The organism is Enterobacter cloacae complex sp. SYL001, assembly GCF_049237025.1.
Classification (GTDB): Bacteria; Pseudomonadota; Gammaproteobacteria; order Enterobacterales; family Enterobacteriaceae; genus Enterobacter; species Enterobacter intestinihominis.
In genome coordinates, this window is record NZ_JBMKJI010000004.1 from 94,938 (window position 1) to 113,519 (window position 18,582).

Genomic DNA, 18,582 nt, shown 5'->3' on the forward strand with positions numbered 1-18,582 from the left:
TTAATTATATGTAGCGGTTATCTTAACAACGACGAGGTGTATTTTCTGTGATGTGGCGAGGGGAATTTTCCGCAAATCAGCCATTGCAAATCGATTCAAACAGTGCCAGCATTAATCACAACAAGTCACAGTATGATTACTTTTGATTAATACCAGGAGTCAAACGATGAGTAAAGTGAAAACCATCACCCGTGAATCATGGATTTTGAGTACCTTTCCGGAGTGGGGTAGCTGGCTGAACGAAGAGATCGAGCAGGAACAGGTTGCTCCTGGCACATTTGCGATGTGGTGGCTTGGATGCACCGGGATCTGGCTGAAATCAGAAGGCGGCGCCAACATTTGTGTCGATTTCTGGTGCGGCACCGGCAAACAGAGCCACGGCAATCCACTGATGAAAAAAGGCCACCAGATGCAGCGTATGGCCGGCGTTGAAAAGCTCCAGCCGAACCTGCGCACCACGCCTTTTGTGCTTGATCCTTTCGCCATTCGCCAGATCGACGCCGTTCTCTCTACCCACGATCACAACGATCATATCGACGTGAACGTGGCGGCAGCGGTAATGCAAAACTGCGCGGACGACGTACCCTTTATCGGGCCGCAGACCTGCGTGGATTTGTGGATTGGCTGGGGCGTGCCAAAAGAGCGCTGCATTGTGATGAAGCCGGGCGACGTGGTGAAAATCAAAGACGTTGAAATTCACGCGCTGGATGCCTTTGATCGCACCGCGCTGATCACCCTGCCTGCCGACCAGAAAGCCGCAGGCGTACTGCCAGACGGGATGGACGAGCGCGCAGTGAACTACCTGTTCAAAACGCCTGGCGGTTCCCTGTATCACAGCGGTGACTCTCACTACTCCAACTACTACGCGAAGCACGGTAACGAGCACCAGATTGACGTGGCGCTTGGCTCTTACGGTGAAAACCCGCGCGGGATTACCGACAAAATGACCAGCGCGGACATGCTGCGCATGGCCGAAGCGCTGAACACCAAAGTGGTGATCCCCTTCCACCACGATATCTGGTCAAACTTCCAGGCCGATCCGCAAGAGATCCGCGTCCTGTGGGAGATGAAAAAAGACCGACTCAAGTATGGTTTCAAGCCGTTCATCTGGCAGGTTGGCGGCAAGTTCACCTGGCCGCTGGATAAAGACAATCTCGAGTACCACTACCCGCGTGGTTTTGATGATTGCTTCACCATTGAGCCAGACCTGCCGTTCAAGTCCTTCCTCTGATTGTGCAGCCCAATCGCCAGACACTGTGTCTGGCGATGTCATATTTAATTTAGTAATTTCATGCTATTTCAAATATCATCTTTTCAAATCAATTCTTTTCGGAATAGCTCATGACGGAAGCGCAACGGCATCAAATTTTACTGGAACTCCTGGCGCAAACAGGGTTTATCACCGTCGAGAAAGTGATCGAACGTTTAGGGATCTCCCCTGCTACCGCGCGGCGGGACATTAACAAGCTGGATGAAAGCGGCAAGCTGAAAAAAGTCCGCAACGGCGCAGAGGCCATCAGCCAGCAGCGTCCACGCTGGACGCCGATGAATATTCACCAGGCGCAGAATCACGATGAAAAGGTGCGGATTGCCAGAGCGGCATCACAGCTGGTGAATCCCGGGGAAAGCGTGGTGATTAACTGCGGCTCGACAGCGTTTTTACTGGGCCGAGAGATGTGCGGCAAGCCGGTGCAAATCATTACCAACTATCTGCCGCTGGCCAACTATCTCATTGACCAGGAACATGAAAGCGTGGTGATCATGGGGGGCCAGTATAACAAGAGCCAGTCCATAACCCTGAGCCCGCAGGACAGTGAAAACAGCCTCTACGCCGGGCACTGGATGTTTACCAGCGGCAAAGGCCTGACGGCGGATGGCCTGTATAAAACCGATATGCTCACCGCAATGGCAGAGCAGAACATGCTCAACGTGGTGGGTAAACTGGTGGTGCTGGTCGACAGCAGCAAGGTCGGTGAACGCGCCGGCATGCTTTTCAGCCGCGCCGAGCAAATCAGCATGGTGATCACCGGCAAAAACGCCAACCCCGAGATCCTCAGCAAGCTCGAGGATCAGGGTGTCACGGTGCTGCGCGTTTAAAGGTGCTGACGGAAAAACTCCACGGTGGCTTCCAGCGCAGCCGGAGTAATACGGTGCCGGACACCGGCACCCCATAGGCAGGTCAGATTGCTGTCCAGCCCTTCACGCTGTAGCGCCTGTTGCAGACGGAACGTTTCACCGGGCGGTACGACATCGTCGGCATCCCCATGCCACAGCAGCAGGGGACGATCGGCCAGCTGCGAAAGCGCATGGCTGACGTCCCATTCAGACAACAGGGCTTCAATCTCCTGAGGTGCCTGCGGCGGGAACAGCGTCTTTGCCAGTGACATAAAGTAGCCCGATCCCATCAGGCAAGCCACGGACGTCACCTCCGAATGCCTGGCCATGAGCCCCAGCGCCGTCATTCCGCCCATTGATGCGCCGGCGACCGCCAGCCGTTTCCCCTCCACCAGCCCGGCCTGTAAAAGCGCGTCACGCAGCCCGGCGAACTCGGTCAGATTGCCGTGCAGCGTTTGCCAGAACAGCCCCAGCCGCGCCTGTTCATCGCCCGTAAAGCGTGCCCCATGATTCGGCGCATCAGGCATGACCACCCGGAAACCGGCCTGCGCCAGCGCGACGGCAAAATAGCTGTAGACCAGCTTTGAGGAGAGAAAGCCATGATAGAAAACTACCGTCGGCAGCGGCTGTTCACCTTTACCAGCCGGAAAAGCATGGATGATTTCATGCTCACTAAGCAGGCGAGTTTCAATTTCAATCATTGTCGATCCTGTGCTGATGAATGATTCATAATGTTGAGAGCTGGATTACGGTTTCACGATATTTTCATTCGAAATCTACGTCCCAGATAACACTTCGGGAACATTCCCCCAAAACTAAATTCGCAGACCACTACACTATGGCTATCAGGAAAAGAGACAGGTTTATGCGCAGGCTTACCGCTTTATTGCTGGTCTCACTGCTCAGCGGATGTTCCGTATTGCAGGGTACTCCAGAACCGGCACCGCCGGTTACCGATCATCCTCAGGAGATTCGTCGTAATCAGACGGAAGGATTACAACGCCTGGGAACCGTATCCGCGATGGTTCGCGGTTCACCGGATGATGCAGAAGACGCAATTGAAGCACAGGCCGTTGCCGCAAAAGCAGATTATTACGTCATCACGATGATTGATGAAACCATTATTACGGGACAGTGGTATGCACAAGGCATTTTGTACCGTAAGTGAGCATCATCATTTGAACGACCTTTACACTGCTTTGCGTCCGTAGACATTTTCCTGTCCACAATAAACTCCATGCCAGCAACAATGGAAATGAGTTTATTCGCGAAGGATTGCCCGGCGGATACCGGAGACACGTGAAAAGGAGCTGACGATGAAACGAACCCTTGCTTTAACGACGCTATTGCTTTCAGCGGGCCTGCTGAGCACCACGGCGCAGTCGGCTGAATTTGCCAGCGCGGATTGCGTCACGGGCCTGAATGAGATTGGTCAGATCTCCGTCAATAATATCACGGGGAGTCCGCAAGACGTTGAACGTGTCGTCGCCCTGAAGGCCGATGAACAGGGCGCATCCTGGTATCGCATCGTCCAGATGCAGGAAGATCACCATGTTAATCACTGGCGTGTGCAGGCCATTCTTTATGCATAATCCCCTCCGATAAAAGCCACTTAATTTTAGTGGCTTTTCACTTTTGCAAATTTTTTATCTCTCCCGAAACTCAATAAAAACAAATGCGTAACATTCAGTTACATTAAACAGATAAACGTTCTCTCCGCTCTGCCGTTGAACAGCCATCACTTTTCAATAATGAGCAATATATGATCACCTTTTTCCGCCGGGCAGGACTGGGCACGAAGCTATCGCTGCTAACAGGTGTAAGTGTCGCTACGCTTTTTTTGCTGTTCACTTTCCTGTTGAGCCACAACGCCAGCCAGCAGCTTGAAGATCTTGCGGTTGAAGACCTGCATAACCAGTCCACCGGCATGGTGGATATGGTAGAGATGTTCAACACCAGCCTGAGCGAAGAGGTTGAAAGCTATACCCGTCTGTTCACCACCTTTTTGCCACAGCCATTGAACAGCGACAGCAGCCAGAGCCGGACCATAAACGGGCTTACCGTTCCTTTGCTGAAAGGCGGCGAAACGGAGCTGCATGAAAACAATACGCTTTCTGATGACTTCCTGAGCCGAACGGGAGCCATCTCGACGCTGTTTGTCCGCAACGGTAACGATTTTGTCCGCGTGGCGACGTCGCTGCGCAAAGAGAATGGCGACCGCGCCATCGGAACCGTTCTTGATACCACCAGCCCGGCATTTGCCGCCGTCACTAAAGGGGAGGTCTATCGTGGCCTCGCGCTGCTGTTCGGCAAGCGCTATATCACGCAGTACCAGCCTGTTAAGAATGCGGAAGGCCAGGTTATCGGGATTATCTTTGTCGGCGTGGACATCACCCATTCGTGGAACGTCATGCGCGAGAAAATCCTTAACCGTCGTCTGGGCGAGAGCGGTCACTTCTTTGTACTGGATCGCAGTAGCGGCAAAACGCGCGGACAGTATCTGTTCCATGCCAGCGAAGAGGGCAAACTGCCTAACTGGGACACGGCGACACAGCAGCAGCTTCTGAGTGATAAAGCCGGCACGCTGGAACGCTTGAGCGCGGATGGCCGTACGCTCAAAGTTGCCTACACGCCGCTGCCGGGCTGGAACTGGACCATCGTGGGTGAAGTGGATAAAGCCGTACTGCTTTCAAGCGTCACCACACTGCGCGATCGCTTCCTGATGGCGGGCGTGGTGCTATCCGCTCTCTTCGCGGGCCTGTTCGTTATCCTCATTCGCCGGATGCTAACCCGCCCACTGCGCGAGGTGATCGCGCTTGCCCGGCAGTATGCCGCAGGCGATCTGCGCGCCAGCCTGCCGGTTACCCGCCAGGATGAAGTCGGCCAGCTGATTGACGCCATCAACGGGATCGGGGAAGGCCTGCAAAAAATTGTGTTGCAGGTCCGCGAGGCCGCAAGCGAGATCCATCTGGGAACTAACGCGCTGGCTTCAGACACCGGCGAGATATCTGAACAGATCAACAAGCAGGCCAGCAGCGTTGAGGAGACCTCCGCCAGCATGGAGCAATTAGCCGCCACCGTGCAGCAAAATGCCGCCAACATGGAGCAAACGCAGCAGCTGGTGGGTGAAACCTCGCGCGCGGTGCATCAGGGTGGAGAGACGGTGACCCACGCAGTCTCCACCATGGATGATATTCGCGATGCATCGAAACGCATTGAAGACATCACCCGCGTGATTGAGTCCATCGCTTTCCAGACCAATATCCTGGCGCTCAATGCGGCGGTTGAAGCGGCGCGGGCGGGCGAGCACGGGAAAGGTTTCGCAGTGGTGGCACAAGAGGTACGCGCCCTGGCCGCACGCAGCGCCAACGCCGTAAAAGAGATTGAACAGCTGATTGGCGACACGCTGAACAAGGTGAGCGAAGGCCATGCGTTGTCTGAGCAGACGCGTCTGGCGATGGATGCCATCATTGTTCATATCGATAACATCAGCCAGCTTGTCACCGAGATCAACCACGCCTCCCGCGAGCAGTCGGCGGGAATTGGCCAGGTGAATCTGGCGATGACGCACATCGGTGAGGCATCGCACATCAATGCCGATCGCATCTCACGCAGCGAGCAGACGGCACAGACGCTGCGCGAGAAGGGTTCACATCTCACCCGGCTGGTGAGCCTGTTCCAGCTGAAGGCTTAACCGACCCGGCCCGTGGCGCGCAGCAGCAGGTCGTTTTGCACCTGCTCGCTCATCAGCGTGCCGCCCCGGGTATCCAGCATCATGCGGCACCACGCCTGCGCCACGGGCGGCGATGCGTGCCGCAGCATTTGACTTCCGGCCCCGAGTAAAAAGAGCTGCTGCGCGATCTCCCTGCCCTGCGCTTCCTGCGGTTTCCGCAGCTTCTCCTGTAGCTGACGCCAGCTGCGATCGAAGTGCCTGTCCTGACCTTTGACCTGCGCGAAATCATCGGCGAGCAGGTCGAGAATGCCCGGCTGCTTCGCCAGCACGCGCAGTACATCCAGGCACATAATATTGCCAGAGCCTTCCCAGATGCTGTTGACGGGCATTTCACGGTACAACCGCGGAAGCTCACTCTCTTCGCAATAGCCTGCACCGCCCAGCACCTCCATTGCCTCTGCCACAAACGGTATACCCGCTTTGCAGACGCTGTATTTTGCCGCCGGAGTGAAAAGCCGCGCCCATGCGGCTTCCTGCGGGTCGTTGCGGTTGTCCCACGCCCGTGCGAGTCGGAACAGCAGTGCCGTGTGTCCCTCCAGCACCAGCGCCATACGGCTTAGCACGTCGCGCATTAACGGCTGGTCGATCAGATTTTTGCCGAAGGTCTGCCGCTGATGGGCATGATAAAGCGCCACCGAGAGCGCACGGCGCATCAGTCCGTGACTGCCCAGCGCGCAGTCAAAGCGCGTCAGCCCGCCCATCTTCAGAATTTGCCGGACGCCTTCCCCCTCTTCGCCCAGCAGCCAGCCGGAAGCATCAAGAAATTCAGCCTCACTGCTGGCATTTGAGCGGTTGCCGAGCTTGTCCTTCAGACGCTCAAGGCGCACGGCATTACGTTGCCCGTCGGGTAAGAAACGCGGGACAAAAAAGCAGGACAACCCGCCCTTCGCCTGCGCCAGCACCAGATGCGCATCGCTCTGCGGCACGGAGAAAAACCATTTGTGCCCCACCAGCCGGTAACTGCCATCGCTGCATTTCTCTGCTTTGGTAGTATTACTGAGTACGTCCGAACCGCCCTGCTTTTCCGTCATCCCCATGCCGATCAGCAGGCCGCGCTTTTGCGCCCCCGGCGCGAGATGGGGGTCGTAGCGATCGCTCATCAGCGGCGTTAACCACTCATGAAACGGTTTGGGCAGCGACCGTTGCAACAGCGGCGTGGCCGCAAAGGTCATGGTCACCGGGCAAAGCGTTCCCGCCTCCACCTGAGCATGAAGTACGAAACGCGCGGCCCTGGCGACGAACGATCCTTTCCGCGCCTCCTCCTCCCACGCCAGGTTGTGCACCCGGTTGGCGCAAAGCCCCTGCATCAGAAGATGCCATGCCGGATGAAAGCGGACGTCATCCAGCCTCGCTCCCGTGGCGTCATAACGCAGCAGCTCCGGCGGATTAACGTTCGCCAGTCTGCCCAGCTCCAGCGACTCTGCCGTACCCAACTGCTGGCCGATGCTGGCAAGAAGATCCACATCCCACTCAGCCCCTTCGCGCGCTACCGCATCGCGCAGGGCGCAATCAGAGAGAAAAAGGTTGCTGTTCGATAGCGGTGCAGGTTGATTAAAAACGGTATGTGTCTGCCAGTGCATGCTGTCTCCCTCCTTTCATTGGCAATAAAGGTAAGTATGGACAGAGGGCATGCACGCTGCATGGGAGGGGGGTCACACGATGACGATCGTGTTGATATCATTCGTGAAATAGCTCACAGAACATAAGAATAAACTATTTCATTACTTCACTAATGCTGAATAATTTATTCTTACCCCGTTTTTGTGAGGATCGTTATGCAACAGGATGCGCACAAGCGTGCATTAATTGCAGGCTCCATCGGTAATTTCATCGAGTGGTATGAATTTGCGGTCTATGGTTTTCTGGCAACGGTGATTGCCAGAAACTTCTTCCAGCTTGAGGGGGAAGCGGAGCTCACCAGCCTGATCCTCACCTGGGCCTCGTTCGCCATCGCTTTCTTCTTCCGTCCGCTGGGTGCGGTGGTCTTTGGCCGCATTGGCGACAGGATTGGCCGTAAACCGACGCTGATTATAGTGCTGGTATTGATGACGCTCGCCACCGCTGCCATCGGTATTGTGCCGGTCTACGCCAGTATCGGGATTGCCGCGCCGCTGATCGTTACACTTCTGCGTATTCTGCAAGGACTGTTCGCGGGCGGTGAGTATGGCGGCGCGGTCTCGTTGATGACCGAGTTCGCCCCGCGCGGCAAGCGCGGTCTTTACGGGGCATGGCAGTCCTTCACCGTGGCGCTCGGGCTGTTAGCAGGCGCAGGCATTGTCGCGTTGCTCTCTGCCCTTCTCTCCCCTGAAGCCTTGCACGACTGGGGCTGGCGCATTCCGTTCTTCCTGGCGTTGCCGATGGGTGCGGTCGCGCTATGGTTGCGGGTAAGCATGGAAGAGACACCGAGCTTTGTGCAGCAACGGGAAAAACCGGTTGTTACTCAGGCCAGCACCGCCGCCACGTTCAAAACCATTCTGATGGGCATTGGTCGCGTGATGGTCTGGTCTGCGGCGGGTTATACCTATCTGGTGATTATGCCGACCTATCTGCAATCTGCGCTGCACACCGGTTTTAACCAGGCGCTGCTGATTGCGGTGATTTCTAACATTGGGTTTGCGCTCACGATCATTCCGTCGGGCATACTGAGCGACAGGATCGGGCGGCGGACGGTGATGATTATCGCCACCGTGCTCCTGCTGATCCTCGCCCTGCCGCTGCTGAAAATTTTGCAGGCGGAGTCCAGCACGTTGGCTGTCAAAGCGATTGTGGTGTTGATTGCGGGGGGTTTGGTTGGGATGCTGGCAGGGCCGGGGCCGGCTATGCTGTCTGAGATGTTCCCGACGCGCGTGCGTTATACCGGGCTGGGGCTGGCCTATTCTCTGTCGAATGCGATCTTCTCGGGCTGTGCGGGGCTGATCATTACCGGGCTGATTAAAGAGACGGGCAATCTGGATATTCCGGCGTACTACGTGATGGCAACGGCGGTGGTGAGTATTTTCGCGCTGATGACGCTGAGAAAGGATGACCATTTGCGGTCGTTAGAGGAGTGAGATTGTTGCCCGGTGGCGCTGCGCTTACCGGGCCTACGGTACCATGCTTTTGTAGGCCGGGTAAGGCGAAGCCGCCACCCGGCACAACAGGCTACCCGCGCTGACGCACCGCTTCAAACAGGCAGATACCCGTCGCAACTGAAACGTTCAGAGACGATACGCTGCCCGCCATCGGGATGCTGATCAGCTCATCGCAGTGCTCGCGCGTCAGACGACGCATACCTTCGCCTTCCGCTCCCATCACCAGCGCCATACGGCCAGTCATTTTGCTCTGGTACAGGGTGTGATCCGCTTCACCGGCTGTTCCTACGATCCAGATATTTTCTTCCTGCAACAGACGCATGGTGCGCGCCAGGTTAGTCACACGGATCAGCGGAACGTTTTCCGCCGCGCCGCAGGCCACTTTTTTAGCGGTAGCGTTAAGCTGCGCGGAACGATCTCTTGGCACAATTACCGCATGCACGCCTGCTGCATCGGCGCTACGCAGGCACGCGCCCAGGTTGTGCGGGTCGGTTACGCCATCGAGGATCAGGAAGAACGGGTTATCCAGCTCAGCGATCAGATCCGGCAGATCGTTCTCCTGATACTGACGGCCCGGCTTCACGCGCGCGATAATGCCCTGGTGTACAGCACCTTCGCTTTTCTCATCCAGATACTGACGGTTCGCCAGCTGGATCACGACGCCCTGCGCTTCCAGCGCGTGGATCAGCGGCATCAGACGTTTGTCTTCACGCCCTTTCAGAATAAAAACTTCCTGAAAACGCTCCGGCGCGCGCTCCAGCAGGGCCTGCACCGCGTGGATGCCGTAAATCATTTCACTCATTGATGGTTCTCGTAATAAATATTTTCCCTCTCCCCGTTGGGGAGAGGGTCAGGGTGAGGGGAAATTACTCCGCCTGCTGTTTCTTCGCCGCGCGCTTCGCTTTGGTTGCGGCCGCTATTTTTTGGGTCTTGGTCGACGGTTTTTTCGCTTTACGAGCGTCTTTTTTCGCCGCCTTGGGCTTCTGCTGCTTCTCGCCACGGAAGGCGCTGTCTGGCTCAAAGTTTACTCTTTTACCTGCCTGACGTCGCTTGCCGCCCGCTTTACCGTTGCCGCCTTTTTTCGCTTTCTCACGCTCGGTTTTCCCGACGTTACGCGGAGCCCGTTCGCTGGAGATGAGGCTGAAGTCGATTTTACGGTCGTCCATATTCACGGCTTCAACCTTCACTTCCACCCGATCGCCCAGACGGTAGGTCTGACCGCCGGATTCACCGATCAGACGTTGTCCGACCTGGTCGAAGCGGTAGTAATCGTTATCAAGGCTGGAAACGTGCACCAGACCGTCGATAAACAGCTCATCCAGACGTACGAAGAAGCCAAAGCCGGTGACGCTGGCAATCACACCTTTAAAGACGTTACCCACCTGATCCAGCATAAAGTCACACTTCAGCCAGTCCGCCACGTCGCGCGTTGCTTCATCCGCACGACGCTCGGTCATGGAACAGTGCTGGCCCAGTTGCAGCATCTCTTCCATGGAGTAGTGATACCCACCGGTTTCGGTCGTATTGCCTTTGTGACCCTGCTCGTGCGCCAGCAGATACTTGATCGCACGGTGCAGGGACAGATCCGGATAACGGCGAATCGGCGAGGTAAAGTGCGCATACGACTGTAACGCCAGACCAAAGTGGCCCCGGTTTTCCGGATCGTAAATCGCCTGCTTCATGGAACGCAGCAGCATGGTTTGCAGCATTTCCGCGTCAGGACGATCGCTGATGGATTCCAGCAGCTCGGCATAATCGCGTGGCTCAGGCTTATTGCCGCCAGGCAGTTCCAGGCCGAGTTCGGCCAGCACGGAACGGAACGAGGTTACGGCTTCCGTGGTTGGCTTATCGTGAATACGGAACAGAGCAGGCTCTTTGGCTTTCTCAACGAAACGTGCCGCCGAGATGTTCGCCAGGATCATACACTCTTCAATCAGCTTGTGCGCATCGTTACGCTGAGTCTGCTCGATTCGCTCGATACGACGCTCAGCGTTAAAGATGAATTTCGCCTCTTCACTCTCAAACGAAATCCCACCGCGCTCTTCGCGCGCCTGATCCAGCGTTTTGTAGAGGTTGTGCAGCTCTTCGATGTGTTTGACCAGCGGCGCGTACTGTTCGCGAAGATCCTGATCGCCCTGCAACATATGCCAGACCTTGGTATAGGTCAGGCGCGCATGAGAACTCATCACCGCTTCGTAGAACTTATAGCCCGTCAGACGTCCCTTGCTGGAGATGGTCATTTCGCAGACCATACACAGGCGGTCCACCTGCGGGTTGAGGGAACACAGGCCGTTCGAGAGCACTTCTGGCAGCATCGGTACAACCTGCGACGGGAAGTAGACCGACGTACCGCGGCTGCGCGCTTCGTTATCCAGCGGCGTGTGTGGACGTACGTAATAACTCACATCCGCGATAGCCACCCACAGACGCCAGCCACCACCGCGTTTTTTCTCACAGTACACGGCATCATCGAAGTCGCGGGCGTCTTCACCATCAATGGTGACCAGCGGCAGATCGCGCAGATCCACGCGGCCTGCTTTGGACTCTTCCGGCACTTCTTCACGCAGGTTTTCGATCTGGTCTTCAACCGCTTTCGGCCAGACGTAAGGAATTTCATGGGTGCGCAGCGCCATATCAACGGCCATGCCGGTGCCCATGTTATCGCCCAGCACTTCGACGATTTTACCTACCGCTTTGGTACGGCGGGTCGGGCGCTGGGTAAGTTCAACCACTACCACAAAGCCCATGCGTGCGCCCATCACCTCTTCAGGCGGGATGAGAATGTCGAAGCTCAGACGGCTGTCGTCCGGCACCACAAAGCCTACGCCCGCATCGGTAAAGTAACGGCCTACAATCTGGCTGGTTTTCGGCACCAGCACGCGGACCACGCGCGCTTCGCGGCGGCCTTTACGATCTGCACCCAGCGGCTGCGCCAGGATCTGGTCGCCGTGAATACACATCTTCATCTGTTCGGATGAGAGGTACAGGTCGTCTTTACGGCCTTCCACGCGCAGGAAGCCGAAGCCATCGCGATGACCAATAACGGTGCCTTTCAGCAGATCGAGGCGTTCTGGCAGCGCGTAGCACTGGCGACGAGTAAAGACCAGCTGGCCGTCGCGCTCCATGGCGCGCAGGCGGCGGCGAAGGGCTTCAATTTGCTCTTCACCCTCAATGTTTAATTCAACGGCAAGTTCTTCACGATTGGCGGGTTTTTCGCGTTTTGTTAAGTGTTCAATGATGAACTCGCGGCTGGGGATAGGATTCGCGTATTTTTCGGCTTCGCGTTCCTGGAAAGGATCTTGTGACATGTCGGTTCCTCCGTTGTCAGCTCCGGTGGAAATTTTCTTCATTCCACCAGCAATAATTTATAAAGCGGTTGATTCTCTTCAACCAAATCGGCCAGCGTGTAGTTATCCAGTTCCTTGAGAAAACTTTGCACGGCCTTTGAAAGCGCCTGTTTCAGGCGGCAAGCGGGCGTAATGTGGCAAAACGCACTGCTACAGTTCACCAGAGATAGCGGCTCCAGTTCACGTACCACATCGCCGATACGGATACTCTGTGCCGGTTTACCGAGACGGATCCCTCCATTCTTCCCGCGGACGGCAGCAACGTATCCGGCACGACTAAGTTGATTGATTATTTTGACCATATGATTACGGGACACACCGTACACCTCTGTGACTTCAGAGATGCTGGTCATCTTCCCATCGGGTAACGACGCCATGTAAATCAGCGCGCGTAAGCCGTAATCGGTGAAACTTGTTAACTGCACATCAACCTCAGGAAAAAGGGAAAACGCGGTCAAACCGCAGAGATATTCATTAATGATGATAAACCAGCCAGATAGTTAGCGGCTAATTTATTTGACAGACGGGGCGAAAAAGCGGAGATCCAGGAGCGGTCGCCGGATGGCGCTGCGCTTATCCGGCCTACGGGTTTCCCCGCAGGCCAGCAGTCACGAAGATTATGCGTCGAACGGGTCGCGCAGGATCATCGTTTCAGTACGATCCGGGCCGGTAGAAATAATATCGATCGGCACTTCGGTCAGTTCTTCAATACGCTTAATGTAGTCCAGCGCAGCTTTTGGCAGGCCACTACGTTCTTTCACACCGAAGGTGGTCTCAGACCAGCCCGGCATGGTTTCGTAGATTGGCTCAATGCCCTCCCAGTCGTCAGCGGCCAGCGGAGTGGTAGTCACTTCGCGACCATCTGGCAGACGGTAGCCCACGCAGATTTTCACTTCTTTCAGGCCGTCCAGTACGTCCAGCTTGGTCAGGCAGAAGCCAGACAGGGAGTTGATCTGCACAGCACGACGCACGGCAACGGCGTCCAGCCAGCCAGTACGACGACGACGACCGGTGGTTGCGCCAAACTCGTTACCCTGCTTGCAGAGGAACTCGCCGGTTTCATCAAACAGCTCGGTCGGGAATGGACCTGCACCCACGCGAGTGGAGTACGCTTTGATGATGCCCAGAACGTAATCCACATAACGTGGGCCCAGGCCGGAGCCGGTTGCCACGCCACCCGCGGTGGTGTTAGAGGACGTTACATACGGATAGGTACCGTGGTCGATGTCCAGCAGGGTACCCTGCGCACCTTCAAACATGACGAAATCGCCACGCTTGCGCGCCTGGTCCAGCAGATCGGACACATCAACAACCATGCCGGTCAGAATGTCAGCAATCGCCATGACGTCATCCAGCACTTTCTGGTAGTCAACGGCTTCGGCTTTATAGAAATTCACCAGCTGGAAGTTGTGATATTCCATCACTTCTTTCAGTTTTTCAGCGAAGGTCGCTTTGTCGAAGAGGTCGCCCACACGCAGACCGCGACGAGCCACTTTATCTTCGTATGCCGGGCCGATGCCACGACCGGTAGTGCCGATCGCTTTCGCGCCACGCGCTTTTTCACGCGCCACGTCCAGCGCCACATGATAGTCCAGGATCAGCGGGCAGGCTTCGGAGAGCAGCAGACGCTCACGAACAGGGATACCACGGTCTTCCAGACCTTTCATCTCTTTCATCAGCGCAGCTGGAGACAGCACAACGCCGTTACCGATGATGCTAGTGACGTTTTCGCGAAGAATGCCTGATGGAATAAGATGGAGGACGGTTTTTTCACCGTTGATTACGAGAGTATGGCCTGCGTTGTGACCGCCCTGGTAGCGTACAACATATTTAGCCCGTTCAGTCAGAAGATCGACAATCTTCCCTTTACCTTCGTCACCCCATTGGGTGCCCAGTACGACGACGTTGTTACCCATTTTTTTCAAAATCACCGTTTGCTTAAAAATGGATTCTACCATCGCTTTTTCAGATATACAGCACTTTTTGACCCTAAAATATGCCGATTGCGGTTAGTTTTTGATCAGCCAATCGTTTTCCTCAACATGTAGTAGATAACGATACCGGCAACCACAAGTCCACCACCAAAACGACGCAAAATATTGTCCGGAAGTTGGCTCATTGTCGCGATCATCCGTCGCCATGCGCGTGGATAGAGCATCGGGCCGAGGCCTTCCAGCACCAAAACCAAAGCCAGTGCGAGCCAGATCGTTGAATTCATTTTTCATCCTTATAAAAGAAAACCACCGCTCCGTGAAGAGCGGTGGTTTGAATACTCAAACGAGCCTGAGTTTATCGCGTTGCGTTAGTCGGCGTCTTCATATAACGGAAGAAATCGCTGTCCGGGCTGAGTACCATCACATCCTGGTTGCTCTGGAAGCTATTCTCGTAAGCACGCAGGCTACGGATAAAGGCGTAGAAGTCGGGATCCTGGCTGAAGGCATCGGCAAACAGCTTCGCGGCTTCGGCATCGCCTTCACCACGCAGGATACGGCCCTGACGCTCAGATTCCGCCAGCGTCTTGGTCACTTCGTAGTCCGCTGCGGCACGCAGTTTCTCGGCCTCTTCCTGACCCTGTGAACGGTGACGACGGGCTACCGCTTCACGCTCGGCGCGCATACGGTTGTAGATCGCCTCGGACACCTCCGCTGGCAGGTTGATCTGCTTGATACGCACGTCAACCACTTCGATACCCAGTGCAGCCATACTGTTCGGGTTGATCACCGGTACTTTACCGTTGGTTTCAGCCTGAACGCGTTCAGCCGCTTTGGCAATCGCGTCATCCGCTGCCGGTGTTTCCACTTCGTCTTCGGTACCCGCTGTACCTGAGTTCAACGCATCACGCACTTCCAGGGTCAGACGACCTCGGGAGTCGGTCACGATGTCTTTTACATCTAGACGACCAATTTCAGAACGCAGACGGTCAGAGAACTTACGTTTCAGCAGCACTTCTGCCTGAGAAACGTCACCACCGCCGGTTGCCAGGAAGTAGCGGCTGAAGTCGCTGATACGCCATTTGATGTAGGAATCAACGATCAGGTCTTTCTTCTCTTTAGTCACGAAACGGTCGGCCTGGTTATCCATGGTCTGGATACGTGCGTCGAGCGTTTTGACTGACTGAATGAAAGGCACCTTGAAGTGCAGACCCGGCTCGTAGATCACCGGACGCTTGTCGCCGTCACGCACGACGCTGCTAAACTGGAACTTGATCCCACGTTCGCCCTCTTTCACCACAAAGATGGAGGTGTAGAGCACGACCAGTGCGATGATGATGATCGCAATAACTGACTTACGCATCCTTATTCCCCCTGACGCTGGTAGTCGTTACGCTGCGCGTTAGCACGGCGTTGGTCCATAATGTCACCATCGTTCGAAGAAGGCGTTGTGTTCGCGCTGGAGCTACCAGACGAGGCTGGCGGCAGACGCAGCAGGTTGTTGGCTCCGCTGTTGTCTTTTGCTGCCGGTGCAGAACCGCCTTTAAGCATCTGATCCAGCGGCAGGACCATCAGGTTTCCGCCTTTGTTGTCGTTAACCAGCACTTTACGCGTATGGCTCAGCACTTTTTCCATGGTCTCGATATAGAGACGCTCACGGGTAATTTCCGGCGCGGCTTTATATTCCGGCAGGATCTTCGCGAAGCGAGCCACTTCACCCTGTGCTTCCAGGATGGTCTGGGTCTTATACGCGCGCGCTTCTTCCAGAATACGCTGCGCCTGACCGTTTGCACGCGGCTGAACTTCGTTGGTGTACGCTTCCGCTTCACGGATGTACTGCTGTTCGTTTTCACGCGCGGCAATCGCATCGTCAAACGCCGCTTTCACCTCTTCCGGCGGACGTGCAGCCTGGAAGTTGACATCCAGCAGGGTGATACCCATGTTGTACGGACGGATGGTCTCTTCCAGCTCGCGCTGGGTATCGCTACGAATAACGGTACGACCTTCGGTCAGGATACGGTCCATGGTGTATTTACCGATCACGCCACGCAGGGCACTGTCGGTCGCCTGACGCAGGCTGTCATCCGCGCTGGTCACGCTAAACAGATAACGCTCAGGATCGGTCACGCGGTACTGGACGTTCATCTCAACGCGCACCACGTTTTCGTCAGAGGTCAACATCACGCCAGACGCCGCCAGTTCACGGACGGACTCCACGTTCACTGCGGTCACGTTATCAATGAAGGTCGGTTTCCAGTTCAGGCCCGGCTCAACCAGATGGCTGAACTTACCGAAACGGGTTACCACGCCGCGCTCTGCTTCTTTAATGGTGTAGAACCCGCTGGCTGCCCAGATGATGACTACCGCCGCGGCCACAATGCTTACTACGCGGCCACCCATAGGCGGGCGCGGACTCTGAGTGGAGTTGCCACCCGAGCCAGAACCTTTTCCTCCGCCAAGGCCACCAAGCTTTTTGCTCAGTTTGCGGAAGATATCATCCAGATCCGGCGGCCCCTGCTCGCGACCACCTTTGTTGCCATTTCCCCCAGAGTTGCCGCCTTGATTATTGCTGCTTCCCCACGGGTCGCGGTCTTGTCCGTTATTACCGGGCTGATTCCACGCCATGTATATGCTCCATATTTGTTATGCAAGGGCGAATTTTTCAGGCTTCCCCTTTCTGATCAGACGATATAGTCCGCCAGCGCAGGTTCTTGTTTACAGAGGCGACGCCAGTCAACGATCGGCATACGCACCTGCATCCCCACGCTGCCGTCATCCTCCATCCACTCTTTTTCTATCGCCTGAAGCTGATAAAACCGGCTACGCAGCCTGCCTTCCTGTGGCGGCAGTCGCAGCGTGTGCTGAGCTACCTCACCGGAAAGACGTTCTGTCAAAGCCTGGAAAAGCAGTGGCACACCAATCCCGGCCTGAGCAGATAGCCAGACCCGAATTGGTTTGTTCTCTTCATCTCGGTCAATACGCGGTTCGAAATCGTCCAGCATATCGATCTTGTTCATCACCAACAAAGTGGGAATTTCGTGGGCGTCAATCTCTTCGAGCACCACATTCACCGCGTCGATGTTCTCCTGCACGCGTACGTCAGCCGCATCAATCACGTGCAGCAGCAGGGTCGCCTGACGCGTCTCCTGCAACGTCGCTTTAAACGCCGCCACCAGATCGTGCGGCAGATGGCGGATAAACCCTACGGTATCCGCCAGTACCGTTTCACCGACGTCTGCGACGTCAATACGGCGCAGCGTAGGGTCCAGGGTCGCAAACAGCTGGTCTGCGGCATACACCTGGGCCTCGGTTATCTGGTTAAACAGGGTGGATTTACCGGCGTTGGTATAGCCCACCAGCGACACCGTTGGGATGTCGGCTTTGGTTCGCGCCCGACGCCCCTGTTCGCGCTGTTTCTCGACACGCTCCAGACGAGAAAGGATCTGGGTTATACGGCCACGCAGCAAACGACGGTCGGTTTCGAGCTGGGTTTCACCCGGGCCACGTAAACCAATCCCGCCTTTTTGTCTTTCAAGGTGTGTCCAGCCACGCACCAGACGCGTCGCCAGATGGCGCAACTGCGCCAGCTCAACCTGCAACTTACCCTCGTGGGTACGCGCACGCTGAGCAAAAATATCTAAGATCAACCCCGTGCGATCGATAACACGACATTCGCAGAGAGCTTCCAGGTTACGTTCCTGAGCCGGAGACAGCGCATGATCAAACAGCACGACTGATGCGCCGGTTGCTTTTACGGCATCCGCAATTTCAACTGCTTTACCTTCACCAACAAAGTACTTCGGGTGCGGCGCTTTACGGCTACCGGTAATCACCTGCATTGCTTCGACACCGGCGGAAGAGACCAGAGATTCAAACTCCTGGAGGTCTTCCATATCTTTGTCTTGCGAAAAATAGATGTGTACCAGCACCGCCTGCTCACCGGCGTCATAACGGTCAAACAAGCGTAAACCTCTCTAAAAAGATCAGCGGGGAACGCAGGATCCCTGGCTCCCCGTGTGGAAAACAGCCCAAAACCTTATTCGGTTTCTTCGCTGTCCTGCGCAGGAGCAGATGAACCCTGCGCGTTGCTGCCATGATGGTAGTTACTGCCAGTGCCGCCGCCAGCGTTATTGCTGTGATGAGATACCGGACGGGACGGAACAACAGTAGAAATCGCGTGCTTATAGACCATCTGGCTGACCGTGTTTTTCAACAGGATCACGAACTGATCGAAAGACTCAATCTGACCTTGCAGCTTAATACCATTCACCAAATAAATAGAAACTGGAACACGCTCCCGACGCAATGCGTTCAGGAACGGATCTTGTAAAGATTGCCCCTTAGCCATTCTATCTTTTCCTTATATGCTTGTTTTGTACTTAGAA

The 18,582-nt window shown here is 55.7% G+C and carries 17 protein-coding genes; 6 read left to right on the forward strand and 11 right to left on the reverse strand.

What is annotated here, in order from left to right:
• Nucleotides 1-166: 166 nt before the first annotated feature.
• Together ulaG and ulaR are read left to right on the forward strand one after the other, a co-directional pair.
• Nucleotides 167-1,231 carry an L-ascorbate 6-phosphate lactonase gene (ulaG, locus tag ACOTZP_RS06595; RefSeq protein ID WP_023299142.1) on the forward strand — a complete coding sequence of 355 codons (1,065 nt, stop codon included), beginning with the start codon at nucleotides 167-169 and terminating at the stop codon, nucleotides 1,229-1,231.
• Nucleotides 1,232-1,341: 110 nt separating this feature from the next.
• Complete coding sequence (gene ulaR, locus ACOTZP_RS06600; RefSeq protein WP_003856014.1) at nucleotides 1,342-2,097, forward strand: HTH-type transcriptional regulator UlaR; 756 nt, start codon at nucleotides 1,342-1,344, stop codon at nucleotides 2,095-2,097.
• Here the strand turns inward: ulaR and yjfP are convergent.
• Nucleotides 2,094-2,816 (reverse strand): esterase, encoded by a 723-nt coding sequence (yjfP, locus tag ACOTZP_RS06605; RefSeq protein ID WP_271075064.1) that lies wholly within the window; start codon nucleotides 2,814-2,816, stop codon nucleotides 2,094-2,096. The genes ulaR and yjfP overlap by 4 nt on opposite strands.
• Nucleotides 2,817-2,953: 137 nt before the next feature.
• On the opposite strand from yjfP, the gene bsmA reads away from it, so the two are divergent.
• The 3 genes from bsmA (at nucleotide 2,954) to ACOTZP_RS06620 (ending at nucleotide 5,809) form a co-directional block, all read left to right on the forward strand.
• Entirely contained in the window at nucleotides 2,954-3,283 is a 330-nt protein-coding gene (bsmA, locus tag ACOTZP_RS06610; RefSeq protein ID WP_003856011.1) for a biofilm peroxide resistance protein BsmA, read from the forward strand.
• Nucleotides 3,284-3,431: 148 nt separating this feature from the next.
• Nucleotides 3,432-3,707, forward strand: coding sequence for a DUF1471 family protease activator YjfN (yjfN, locus tag ACOTZP_RS06615; RefSeq protein ID WP_003856009.1), 276 nt, complete (start codon nucleotides 3,432-3,434; stop codon nucleotides 3,705-3,707).
• A 170-nt stretch (nucleotides 3,708-3,877) separates the two neighbouring features.
• A complete protein-coding gene (locus tag ACOTZP_RS06620) occupies nucleotides 3,878-5,809 on the forward strand; it encodes a methyl-accepting chemotaxis protein (protein ID WP_271075065.1) in 1,932 nt (643 codons plus the stop codon).
• On the opposite strand, the gene ACOTZP_RS06625 is transcribed toward ACOTZP_RS06620, so the two are convergent.
• Nucleotides 5,806-7,428 carry an isovaleryl-CoA dehydrogenase gene (locus ACOTZP_RS06625; protein WP_271075066.1) on the reverse strand — a complete coding sequence of 541 codons (1,623 nt, stop codon included), beginning with the start codon at nucleotides 7,426-7,428 and terminating at the stop codon, nucleotides 5,806-5,808. The two genes, ACOTZP_RS06620 and ACOTZP_RS06625, sit on opposite strands and share 4 nt — an antisense overlap.
• 195 nt (nucleotides 7,429-7,623) lie before the next feature.
• Here ACOTZP_RS06625 and ACOTZP_RS06630 point away from each other — a divergent pair, with 195 nt between their 5' ends.
• On the forward strand, nucleotides 7,624-8,898 hold the full coding sequence (locus ACOTZP_RS06630) for an MFS transporter (protein ID WP_023299137.1): 1,275 nt from the start codon (nucleotides 7,624-7,626) through the stop codon (nucleotides 8,896-8,898).
• A 91-nt stretch (nucleotides 8,899-8,989) separates the two neighbouring features.
• Here the strand turns inward: ACOTZP_RS06630 and rlmB are convergent, their stop codons facing one another.
• From rlmB to hfq, 9 genes are all read right to left on the reverse strand, one after another.
• The gene (rlmB, locus tag ACOTZP_RS06635) at nucleotides 8,990-9,721 is read right to left on the reverse strand and encodes a 23S rRNA (guanosine(2251)-2'-O)-methyltransferase RlmB (RefSeq protein WP_003856001.1); all 732 of its coding nucleotides are present in this window, start codon (nucleotides 9,719-9,721) and stop codon (nucleotides 8,990-8,992) included.
• 64 nt (nucleotides 9,722-9,785) lie between these two features.
• The gene (gene rnr / locus ACOTZP_RS06640) at nucleotides 9,786-12,227 is read right to left on the reverse strand and encodes a ribonuclease R (protein ID WP_023299135.1); all 2,442 of its coding nucleotides are present in this window, start codon (nucleotides 12,225-12,227) and stop codon (nucleotides 9,786-9,788) included.
• Nucleotides 12,228-12,265: 38 nt separating this feature from the next.
• Nucleotides 12,266-12,691: a nitric oxide-sensing transcriptional repressor NsrR gene (gene nsrR, locus ACOTZP_RS06645; protein ID WP_003855998.1), complete on the reverse strand. Its 426-nt coding sequence runs from the start codon at nucleotides 12,689-12,691 to the stop codon at nucleotides 12,266-12,268.
• Nucleotides 12,692-12,883: 192 nt separating this feature from the next.
• A complete protein-coding gene (locus ACOTZP_RS06650; protein ID WP_032621775.1) occupies nucleotides 12,884-14,182 on the reverse strand; it encodes an adenylosuccinate synthase in 1,299 nt (432 codons plus the stop codon).
• 104 nt (nucleotides 14,183-14,286) lie between these two features.
• Nucleotides 14,287-14,484, reverse strand: coding sequence for a DUF2065 domain-containing protein (locus ACOTZP_RS06655; protein WP_003855996.1), 198 nt, complete (start codon nucleotides 14,482-14,484; stop codon nucleotides 14,287-14,289).
• A gap of 71 nt (nucleotides 14,485-14,555) precedes the next feature.
• On the reverse strand, nucleotides 14,556-15,560 hold the full coding sequence (gene hflC / locus ACOTZP_RS06660; protein ID WP_022646821.1) for a protease modulator HflC: 1,005 nt from the start codon (nucleotides 15,558-15,560) through the stop codon (nucleotides 14,556-14,558).
• A gap of 2 nt (nucleotides 15,561-15,562) precedes the next feature.
• Complete coding sequence (gene hflK / locus ACOTZP_RS06665) at nucleotides 15,563-16,822, reverse strand: FtsH protease activity modulator HflK (protein ID WP_022646820.1); 1,260 nt, start codon at nucleotides 16,820-16,822, stop codon at nucleotides 15,563-15,565.
• A 56-nt stretch (nucleotides 16,823-16,878) separates the two neighbouring features.
• Nucleotides 16,879-18,159 (reverse strand): ribosome rescue GTPase HflX, encoded by a 1,281-nt coding sequence (hflX, locus tag ACOTZP_RS06670; RefSeq protein ID WP_003855991.1) that lies wholly within the window; start codon nucleotides 18,157-18,159, stop codon nucleotides 16,879-16,881.
• Nucleotides 18,160-18,233: 74 nt separating this feature from the next.
• Nucleotides 18,234-18,545, reverse strand: a complete 312-nt coding sequence (gene hfq, locus ACOTZP_RS06675) for an RNA chaperone Hfq (RefSeq protein ID WP_006810391.1) — start codon at nucleotides 18,543-18,545, stop codon at nucleotides 18,234-18,236.
• Nucleotides 18,546-18,582: the final 37 nt, after the last annotated feature.

Bases quoted from the DNA above. Each gene is read 5' to 3' on its own strand.
- ACOTZP_RS06625 (WP_271075066.1), bottom strand. From the start codon at position 7,428: ATGCACTGGCAGACACATACCGTTTTTAATCAACCTGCACCGCTATCG.
- ACOTZP_RS06630 (WP_023299137.1), top strand. From the start codon at position 7,624: ATGCAACAGGATGCGCACAAGCGTGCATTAATTGCAGGCTCCATCGGT.
- rnr (WP_023299135.1), bottom strand. From the start codon at position 12,227: ATGTCACAAGATCCTTTCCAGGAACGCGAAGCCGAAAAATACGCGAAT.
- hfq (WP_006810391.1), bottom strand. From the start codon at position 18,545: ATGGCTAAGGGGCAATCTTTACAAGATCCGTTCCTGAACGCATTGCGT.
- ACOTZP_RS06650 (WP_032621775.1), bottom strand. From the start codon at position 14,182: ATGGGTAACAACGTCGTCGTACTGGGCACCCAATGGGGTGACGAAGGT.
- yjfN (WP_003856009.1), top strand. From the start codon at position 3,432: ATGAAACGAACCCTTGCTTTAACGACGCTATTGCTTTCAGCGGGCCTG.
- ACOTZP_RS06655 (WP_003855996.1), bottom strand. From the start codon at position 14,484: ATGAATTCAACGATCTGGCTCGCACTGGCTTTGGTTTTGGTGCTGGAA.
- hflK (WP_022646820.1), bottom strand. From the start codon at position 16,822: ATGGCGTGGAATCAGCCCGGTAATAACGGACAAGACCGCGACCCGTGG.
- rlmB (WP_003856001.1), bottom strand. From the start codon at position 9,721: ATGAGTGAAATGATTTACGGCATCCACGCGGTGCAGGCCCTGCTGGAG.
- ACOTZP_RS06620 (WP_271075065.1), top strand. From the start codon at position 3,878: ATGATCACCTTTTTCCGCCGGGCAGGACTGGGCACGAAGCTATCGCTG.
- hflC (WP_022646821.1), bottom strand. From the start codon at position 15,560: ATGCGTAAGTCAGTTATTGCGATCATCATCATCGCACTGGTCGTGCTC.
- yjfP (WP_271075064.1), bottom strand. From the start codon at position 2,816: ATGATTGAAATTGAAACTCGCCTGCTTAGTGAGCATGAAATCATCCAT.
- bsmA (WP_003856011.1), top strand. From the start codon at position 2,954: ATGGCTATCAGGAAAAGAGACAGGTTTATGCGCAGGCTTACCGCTTTA.
- ulaR (WP_003856014.1), top strand. From the start codon at position 1,342: ATGACGGAAGCGCAACGGCATCAAATTTTACTGGAACTCCTGGCGCAA.
- ulaG (WP_023299142.1), top strand. From the start codon at position 167: ATGAGTAAAGTGAAAACCATCACCCGTGAATCATGGATTTTGAGTACC.